Here is a 7,668-nt window from a genome sequence, read left to right on the forward strand (position 1 = left end):
GAAGGCCCTTCCGTCCACGGGCTGACCACGGCCGCCTCGTTGTGGATCAGTGCCGCACTGGGCATCGTCTATGGTGTGGGCATGTTCGGGCTGGCACTGATCGGCACTGCGGCCACGCTGCTGGTTCTGGTCGGTCTGCGGATCCTCTATGCTATCCTGCCGCGCAGCAGCGGCCTGCGGCTGACGGTCGTGATCCGGGATGGAGAGGGGCTCGACGCGGACGCGTTGCGCCGGCTGTTGCAGGCGCATGGCCTGCGGGACCAATCCCTGAGCCAGAGCTTCGATGCGCAGGCACGCAGCACGACCTTCAGCGCGGCGACATGGGGGCCCAACTCTGCAGAGCGCGACCGGCTCGCCGAGGCGCTGCGCGCCCACCCGGCAGTTCGGTCCTTTACACTTCTCCTGGCCGAAGACGCAGGAGCACCCGAGGTCGGCGGTTGAGGACAGGCACAGTTGGCACGCCGAGGGCATGATGTTGCCCGGTGTGGCCGTTCTCGGGACATCCGCAGGGCTGCACGGCTTCGGGATCGACTGGCTTGTTATAGCCGACCAGCGCGCGACACGTCGGTCGGCGGGCGCTCGAAGGTCGACGTTGTCCGAGGGCTGTTATCCATCTGGGTTCGGGCGCCGGCATCCCGCGCCCGATCCGGAACCCTGCCCTGAAGGCGTCAGCGCACAGCGGCGCGGGCCTGGTCCAGCCAGCCGTCCACCGCCGCGCGGTTGTCGGCGATCCAAGCGGCGGCGTTGGCCTCGATGTCGGTGTCGCCTGCGTTCATCCGGGCGCTCTGGACGGACATTTCCTCCAGCGGGATTTCGGCCGCTTCCAGCAGGGCGCGCACGGCGGGGTTGTCGTTCAGGAAATCGCTGTTGACGACCGACACGATGTCGCTCGCCGGCCAGCCCAGCCGGCAGGGATCGCTGACACAGCCTGCGACGCCCGCGCGGGTCGCCGCGTCGGCCAGGGGCATCAGGTGTTCCGGCAGGTCGATCGTTGCCACCTCGATCCAGACCGCGTCCTCGCCGGGGACAAGCTCGTCCATCGTCCAGTTCGGGGTCCAGGCGTAGAAGAACACCGCCTCGCCGCTCTCGTAGGCGGCGACCGCGTCGGCCATCGACGCGGAATAGCCCGCCTTGATGAGATTGACGTGGTCGCGCAGGTCATAGGCGTCGAGGTGGTGTTCCTGCACCATCTCGCAGGCCCAGCCGGGCGGGCAGCCCACCAGATCGGCCTTGCCGTCGCCGTTGCGGTCGAACGCCTGTTTCACCTCGTCGCGCTTGAAATCCTCCAGCGAGGTGATGTTCAGGCGCTCGGCATCGGCCTTGCTGACCATATACCCTTCCATCGCACCGCCGAGCGCCACCGCCCCGACAATCTCGGCCCCACCTTCAAAGGCCGAGCGGTAAGGATCATGGTTGGGAAACCACCCGTCCACCCACATGGTGACGTCGCCATAGCCGACCGCCTGATAAAAGGCGGGGTTGTCCAGCGTCATCGGCTCGGTCGTGGTGTAGCCCAGTTCCGCAAGCATCTGGCGATAGACTTCAGTATGGAACCAACCGGTATCCCAGGTGGGGCGCGCCATGGTGATCGTCACGCCTTCGCCAGGGCGCTCCTGCGCCTGCGCGGGCATGGCCGCGATCAGGGCCAGCGCGGCGGTTGCGATCAGGGGGAATTTGGGACGGGACAGCATACGGGTCTCCTTTTTCTTCTTTCGGTCAGCAGATGGACGGGCCATCCGGGCGGCCCGTCCTGTGAAGGAGGCGGGCTCAGCTTGGCTTGCGGGCTTCCAGCACAGGCGCGCTGGCCTGCAGGCGAACGCCCGAGCGCTCGGTCAGCCCTGCGCGATACGGTCCAGCACGATGGCAAGGGCCACAATACTGTCGCCGCCGTCGACGATAGCGCCGGTCTTGGGGAGGATCACTTGCCTGCCTTTCCCCTGCCGCAGCAGGTCCGACGCACCGCGTGCGTCGTTTCCGAAAATTCTGAAGGCATGGCCTATCGCCAGCCTTGCACTCTGCATGTGACGCCGCCTTCGAGCGCTGATGACATGCCGACCCAGGGGCCGACGCATGAATGAAGGTCCCCGCCAGAGGCGGCGCAGCCCTGAGATCCTGTTCGGTCACGAGCGAGAAAGAAGCATCAGGTAGAGCGTCCAAGGACCAGCGAACCCTGCGGAGTTTAGCGAAAAAGGGGATGAAGACAACCGCGAGGACGTGGGCTCTGGCGTCTATTGGTGCTGGCGCAATCCGCAGCGGCAGAAGATGCGAACCGAAAATATGATGGATCACTAGCCAAGGGCCACGCACCGAAAAATGACCGGCATATGCGCTCAAGCGAGCCGGTCACATCAGTCACGAATGGGGCCCCATCCTTGGGGATGCCCAAACCTGGCGTGAATAAGTTTTTCACAAACTCCTCAAGGCCGGCATCGCGCCAGAGCCAACTTTCCAGCTTGTCAAGACCGTAACGACCGTTACAGTAACGTTACGGTCTTTGTTACGGCTAGATCCTTGATGTTAATGTAAATATTATGTATCGTAACAACGTAACACATATACATACATTCTCATATATACGCACACACATACGCGCGCACACACGCAGGCACATAAACACACTCCTCCCGCGTTACAGGCGTTACGCCGTTACATCGTTGAATTCACCTTGTAAAATCGTAACGCTGCCGTTACGGCCTCTGTTACGCTCGAACGAAGGCACGCTGGCGGCCTGGGATATCCACATCGGCGACGGGCAGACGGCTTCCGATTGTCGCAGGCGGACGCTACGCTTTCCGAAGCCGCAACTGACCGAGCCCTGAACCCATGAGAAACACCCCTCCGGCCTGCACCGTCGCCCTGGATGCTTTCCGCTGGTTGGCGACCCGGGGCGAGAAGACGACGGCTTGGGCTCCCAGCTCGCAGCGGGAGATGACGAGCCATGAATGGTGGCCGACTTTCTTCGAGGTGCCCTGTCGTGGATGAGGCCTGCCCCATGCTTTCCGAAGACACCAGGTCGTTTCTGGATTTCCTGGCGATGCCGCAGCCGGATGGTCGCCGCCATGCCGCGCTGCAGGGCTTCTGCCGGGATATGCTCGACCGGCCGGAGGAGGCGGAGGCCCTGCTCTGCGAGGTGGCCAAGGCAGGGGACGGCGGAGGGGAGCGGCCCGAGATCGGCCTTCTGTCCGCGGTGCTCGATGAAGCGCGGATGGCGCGGGAAAACGGGCAGAGATCCGGCGAGGAGCTGATCCTCGCGCTCGAAGCGGAGATCGATCGCTTCAACCGCTCCGGCGCATTGACCCTGTCGGGGAGCTTCGCGCTGGGACGGGTCTGGTTCCAGGCCTCGCTGCCTGCGCCGGACGGGCTTGTCCTGCAGGACGCGCAGTTCCGGGAGGCGGCGTCTCACGCGGCGCAGGCGATGGATATGGGAGACCCGGAGGCAATCTCGGCTCTGTTCGACGCGCTCTTCGGGTCCTTGGTGAAGGACAGCGACGGCAGCCTGACTGCCCTGCACGCAATTCTCTGCGGCTGCCTTCCGGCACTTCCGCCGGACAGCAGGCAGGCTCTGGCACGGGCAGCGGTCGGACAGAAACACCCGATCTTTGCCGATCTGGGCTGCAGCTGGCTGCTCGATCGCTCCGCGCTTCTGCGCCAGGCCGCGGTGCTGGGATTGAAGGACCGACAGGGGGCCGGTCTGCTGTCGCGCGAGACGCTCTCACGTCTGACCGTCATACGCAGTTGGATTCCGGACGGCGACACGCGCACCGGGGTGGATGCGATCATCCGCGAAGCGATGCGCCAGGAAGGCGGGCAGGCGGGACCTGCGGCGGCGAAGCCGAAGATCCACCGCATCGTGGCCAGCATGATCGACGGCTCGGGGGCGCAGAGCATCGCTGCGGCGGTGCAGGGCGGCACTGGCCGGGCGGTCGCGGTCGTGCTGATCAAGGAAGGCCATGGGGTCAAGGACGCCTATGTGATCCCCTGCCAGTCCGCTAGCGAACAGAAGCGGCTGATCGCCGAAATCGCGGGCAATGTCGATGGCATGGATGTGCCGGTCAGCTATCTTGCTGAGGCGCTTTCGCTGGCCATGGCAGAGGGTGCGGCGCGCGGCCACGCGCCGGCGCCGGGTCTGATCGAGGTTGCCACGACCTGCGGGCTGACCGATCTGCGCCCCGCCTCGAGCGAGCTTGCCGATCTCATCCATGCCGCCGACCCGCAGGGGCGGGTCGCGGCGCTGTCGGTGCAGGCGCGCGGGCGCCTGATCACGGCCAGCGGGGATTGGGAGGATGATCACCCGATCCTGACCAGCTGGTTCGAAGACAGCGACGAGATTTTCGACGCGCTGGATGCGGCGCGCAGCCCGGCAGCGGCCAGAAAGACGCTCTGGACCTTTCTCGAGCGCCGCCGCGGCCATTGGGCACGGTTGATTGCACGCATGGGCCTGCTGGTCGCAGCCGGTGGCGACATCGCGGACGAGTTCACCGCGACGGCACTTGCGCTCGCCGCAGGGCGCGATCTGAAAAAGACGCCGGTCATGGAGCTGATCTTCGATCAGACGGTGGAAGTCTGGTCAGAGCGTCGCGCGACTTCCGACCCGGCCATGGCCTTGGAGGGTCCGGACCCCACGGCGGCGCGGTCGATGCCCGCGCCGGAGAAAGCCGGCGAACTGGCGCGGCTGTTGCGGCAATCGCCGATCATGCCGGTCTGGCTGGATGGCTATCTGCTGGCCTGCTGCATCGCGCCCCAGCCGGTGATGCCGGGCGAGTGGATCGAACCCTTGTTCAACATTGCCGGACCCTCGCTCGGCAAGCGCGATGTAGAGCGTTTCCTGGACATCGTCATGCTGCGCTACAATGCGACGCTGCAGGCCCTGCATGGCGGGCAGAGCATGGTTCCCGGCGATCAGGGGGATCTGCCGGCATGGGCGGATGGGCTGCTGACGGCCTGGGAGGCGGCGAAACCGCACTGGCCCGCCCGTGCGCTCGGCAAGGAGGGCAAGGCCATGCGCAGCCTGTTCGAGGGCCTGGCCGATGGGATCGCCACAAAGGCCGTGACCGACGGGAGGCTGGAGAAATGGATCCGGGACATGGCCCGCGCCGCAACCGGGGCGTGGCGGGCGTAGGCGGCGGGCACCACTCGGCAGCGCATCGCCGACGTCCCGAAGTCGAGCCGAGAGTGGCTGGTGAGCCGGGGACAGCCTGGAACTCAACTTCCGCGGCAGAGCAGGGCAGGGGTTGGCCGGCCGATCCTTTCAGCCTCGTGACCCCATGTGATGTTCCGCTTGCCGGCAATGGATAATGATGAACGGCGCGGGCGCGTGATCATGTCCGGCGACCCGCTTGAAGGGGGGCTCGGAAACGCATCACGGACATCCTGCGATGACCGGTTGATCCCTGTTCCCGGTGTGCCATACTCATCCGGTTCGATAGCCTGTGATTGCCGGTAATTCTATCATACCGGGTTAGCCAGTTAATCCAGTTTGGGTGAACTCCGGTTGTAGAAAAGATGCCGGTCCGTTTCTGGTTAATCCACTGGCCAGATTTCGATCTGCGTGTCTTTTCATATCGTGTATTGACATGGCGCCATCTCGGAATATCCTGTTGGCAGGCAAGAATGCCGTCCCTCCTTCAGAAGAAGTATTTCTCTGACGTGGATGGTATTCGTGCCCTCAAAGAAATCCCTCAAGCCGAGCACGGCATTCCCTCGCTCATCAGGGCGTCTCATTGATGACCGGCGCCGCGAAACGGTCAAGGTGCGTCTTGCTACCAGTGAGCTGAACCCGATCGCCCGCGCGGCCAAGGCTACGAACTGCACCCCGGCACGGTTTCTGCGCGATGCTGGCATCCGCTGTGCAAATGGCGCAGGTCATCTCGACAGCGATCGTCTCGGACAATTGGTCCTGATCGTCAATGCGCTCTTTCTTCAAGCGCAGGACGAGAGACTGCGGATCTGCCCGAAACTCGCAGCCAAGCTATCGGCAGAACTGCGCCAGGTCATGAAGCATCTCGGAAGGCCAGCGGGCTGATGCGGGCGATCGTCAAGCGTCACGCCGGTGCCGGGACCTGCATCAAATACATCTTTCGAGACGGTGCCACGCCCCTCGGGGGCACTCTGCTGGTCGGCACCCGTCTGGCACTGCAGAAGGAGCTGCAAAGGAAAAGCCGTGGCCAGCCCGTGATTCATGTCACGCTGTCACTGCCGAAGGGGCTGTATGCCGGGGATCAGCTATGGCTGCGGATCGCCATGACCGTATTGACGGGATTGTCGATCCGTCATCATGGTCACGGCTGGTTTGCCGCGCGGCACAGCGATGCAAGTTGTGATCACATCCACATCGCGGTCGCCGGCTGCAGTTTCGATGGATTGCCAGCGGAGCTGAACAACAGCCGCGCGCAGACCGATCGACTGCATCGCTATGTGGCTGCCCGGCTCGGGCTGGAGCTGCCGGTCTACTATGACGGCACGGTTCCGTCCCTGCGGCCGGTTCAGCCCGCCCGCCGCCTCAATGACAACAGACAGGCGCGGGATCTTCATGCGGCTCTCTCGCAGGCGTTTCTCGGACAACCTGTCACCGTAGAGGAGCTGAATGCCCGGATGGCGGAGCTGCCGGGCGGCTATCAGACAGATGAGCTCGCTCGGGAATGGCATGCGTCAGACCACGTCCTGCGCGGAAAGCAGATCGGACCCGGCTGGGCTGCGCCCGAGATCCTCGCCCGTCTGGATCATTGCGCGGCGCTGATCGCCGCGCGGGGCAGCCTGGAGCGGAACCGGATGTTCCGACAGATTTCAGATCATCACCACCTTATAATGGAGCTCATCCATGGGCTTGCATCCCTCCTTGACCCCGCTGACCCTGTCCGAGCCGGAGGACACCTTGTTGCAGGGTCAGCTGAGGCAAGACGAGAAGCTCGACCGGATCTTGTCGCTGCTCGTGGATCTGCTGACCAGGCCGGATGCGGCGCAGACGGACCTCGGCCAGCGCCTCGTGGAGGCCTTGGTCCTCATCCGCGACGAGATCACCGCCCAGCGGCGGGAACGCGCCGCGGAGCAGAAGTTGCTCGAGGATATCTCGGCCCGCCTCGATACGCAGACGAGGATGATCGCGGCGCTGTGCCACCAATTGGCCACCCCGGTTGCCTGACCTTCGCCGGGCTCCTGCGGCGCATCCTGTCTCATCTCGCGACGCGGCTGCCCGGCTGGCGGCTTCGGGTCCACTCGAGCGACCAGGTGGTCGCGGTCGATTTCGCCGACGACAGCGCGGTGGATATCGATGCAGGCGAGGCTCGCCTGCGCCGGCCGGGTGAGGAAGCCCTGTCTTTTCTGAACGGCTATGGTCCTGGCACTCTGGCCCCGAAGCCACCCGCCGAAACACCGGTCGACCTCCAGCTATCCACGCTCTCCGATGGGGCTGTGTTCGAGATCCCGGCTGCGGATGATGCCGGGCAATCCGATCCCGACACCGATGGTCTGGGATTCTAGCCGCGGATCCGTCTGACTTTATCGGCATCCCTGGCGCATTTTCGATCTGCCCCCTGAAGAACCTAGAGTTGGGCCCTATTTCCCGAATGCCGCCCGGGCCTGTTGATTTCCACCCGGAACTGACCCGGGTAGGGGCGTAAATTCCACTGAGAACTGACCCATGTGAACCTTCCCCAAAGCGGAGCGCGGCGG

General features: G+C 64.5%; 7 protein-coding genes and 1 pseudogene. 6 read left to right on the top strand and 2 right to left on the bottom strand.

From position 1 onward, the window contains the following. The coding region (locus tag KTN05_RS16750; RefSeq protein WP_217330526.1) for an MgtC/SapB family protein at nucleotides 1–441 on the top strand (441 nt) is incomplete at its 5' end. 227 nt (nucleotides 442–668) lie between these two features. On the opposite strand, the gene proX is transcribed toward KTN05_RS16750, so the two are convergent. Further along, the gene (proX, locus tag KTN05_RS16755) at nucleotides 669–1,691 is read right to left on the bottom strand and encodes a glycine betaine/L-proline ABC transporter substrate-binding protein ProX (protein ID WP_217330527.1); all 1,023 of its coding nucleotides are present in this window, start codon (nucleotides 1,689–1,691) and stop codon (nucleotides 669–671) included. 141 nt (nucleotides 1,692–1,832) lie between these two features. Beyond that, a complete protein-coding gene (locus KTN05_RS16760) occupies nucleotides 1,833–2,021 on the bottom strand; it encodes a hypothetical protein (RefSeq protein ID WP_217330528.1) in 189 nt (62 codons plus the stop codon). 971 nt (nucleotides 2,022–2,992) lie between these two features. On the opposite strand from KTN05_RS16760, the gene KTN05_RS16765 reads away from it, so the two are divergent. The 5 genes and pseudogenes from KTN05_RS16765 (at nucleotide 2,993) to KTN05_RS16785 (ending at nucleotide 7,476) form a co-directional block, all read left to right on the top strand. Further along, entirely contained in the window at nucleotides 2,993–5,119 is a 2,127-nt protein-coding gene (locus KTN05_RS16765; RefSeq protein WP_217330529.1) for a YecA family protein, read from the top strand. 531 nt (nucleotides 5,120–5,650) lie between these two features. Beyond that, nucleotides 5,651–6,022, top strand: coding sequence for a hypothetical protein (locus tag KTN05_RS16770; protein ID WP_217330530.1), 372 nt, complete (start codon nucleotides 5,651–5,653; stop codon nucleotides 6,020–6,022). Then, nucleotides 6,022–6,369 (top strand): annotated as a pseudogene (locus tag KTN05_RS18785) (relaxase/mobilization nuclease domain-containing protein); the annotation flags it as partial. The gene KTN05_RS16770 and the pseudogene KTN05_RS18785, both read left to right, overlap by 1 nt. Before the next feature lie 466 nt (nucleotides 6,370–6,835). Further along, a complete protein-coding gene (locus tag KTN05_RS16780; RefSeq protein WP_217330532.1) occupies nucleotides 6,836–7,138 on the top strand; it encodes a hypothetical protein in 303 nt (100 codons plus the stop codon). Then, on the top strand, nucleotides 7,108–7,476 hold the full coding sequence (locus tag KTN05_RS16785) for a hypothetical protein (RefSeq protein WP_217330533.1): 369 nt from the start codon (nucleotides 7,108–7,110) through the stop codon (nucleotides 7,474–7,476). Before KTN05_RS16780 ends, KTN05_RS16785 begins: the two co-directional genes overlap by 31 nt. The last annotated feature ends 192 nt before the right edge of the window (nucleotides 7,477–7,668 follow it).

This window comes from Paracoccus sp. Z118, assembly GCF_019061185.1.
Lineage (GTDB): Bacteria > Pseudomonadota > Alphaproteobacteria > Rhodobacterales > Rhodobacteraceae > Paracoccus.

Coding starts and splice junctions, on each gene's coding strand:
- proX (WP_217330527.1), bottom strand. CDS start 1,691: ATGCTGTCCCGTCCCAAATTCCCCCTGATCGCAACCGCCGCGCTGGCC.
- KTN05_RS16760 (WP_217330528.1), bottom strand. CDS start 2,021: ATGCAGAGTGCAAGGCTGGCGATAGGCCATGCCTTCAGAATTTTCGGA.
- KTN05_RS16765 (WP_217330529.1), top strand. CDS start 2,993: ATGCTTTCCGAAGACACCAGGTCGTTTCTGGATTTCCTGGCGATGCCG.
- KTN05_RS16770 (WP_217330530.1), top strand. CDS start 5,651: ATGGTATTCGTGCCCTCAAAGAAATCCCTCAAGCCGAGCACGGCATTC.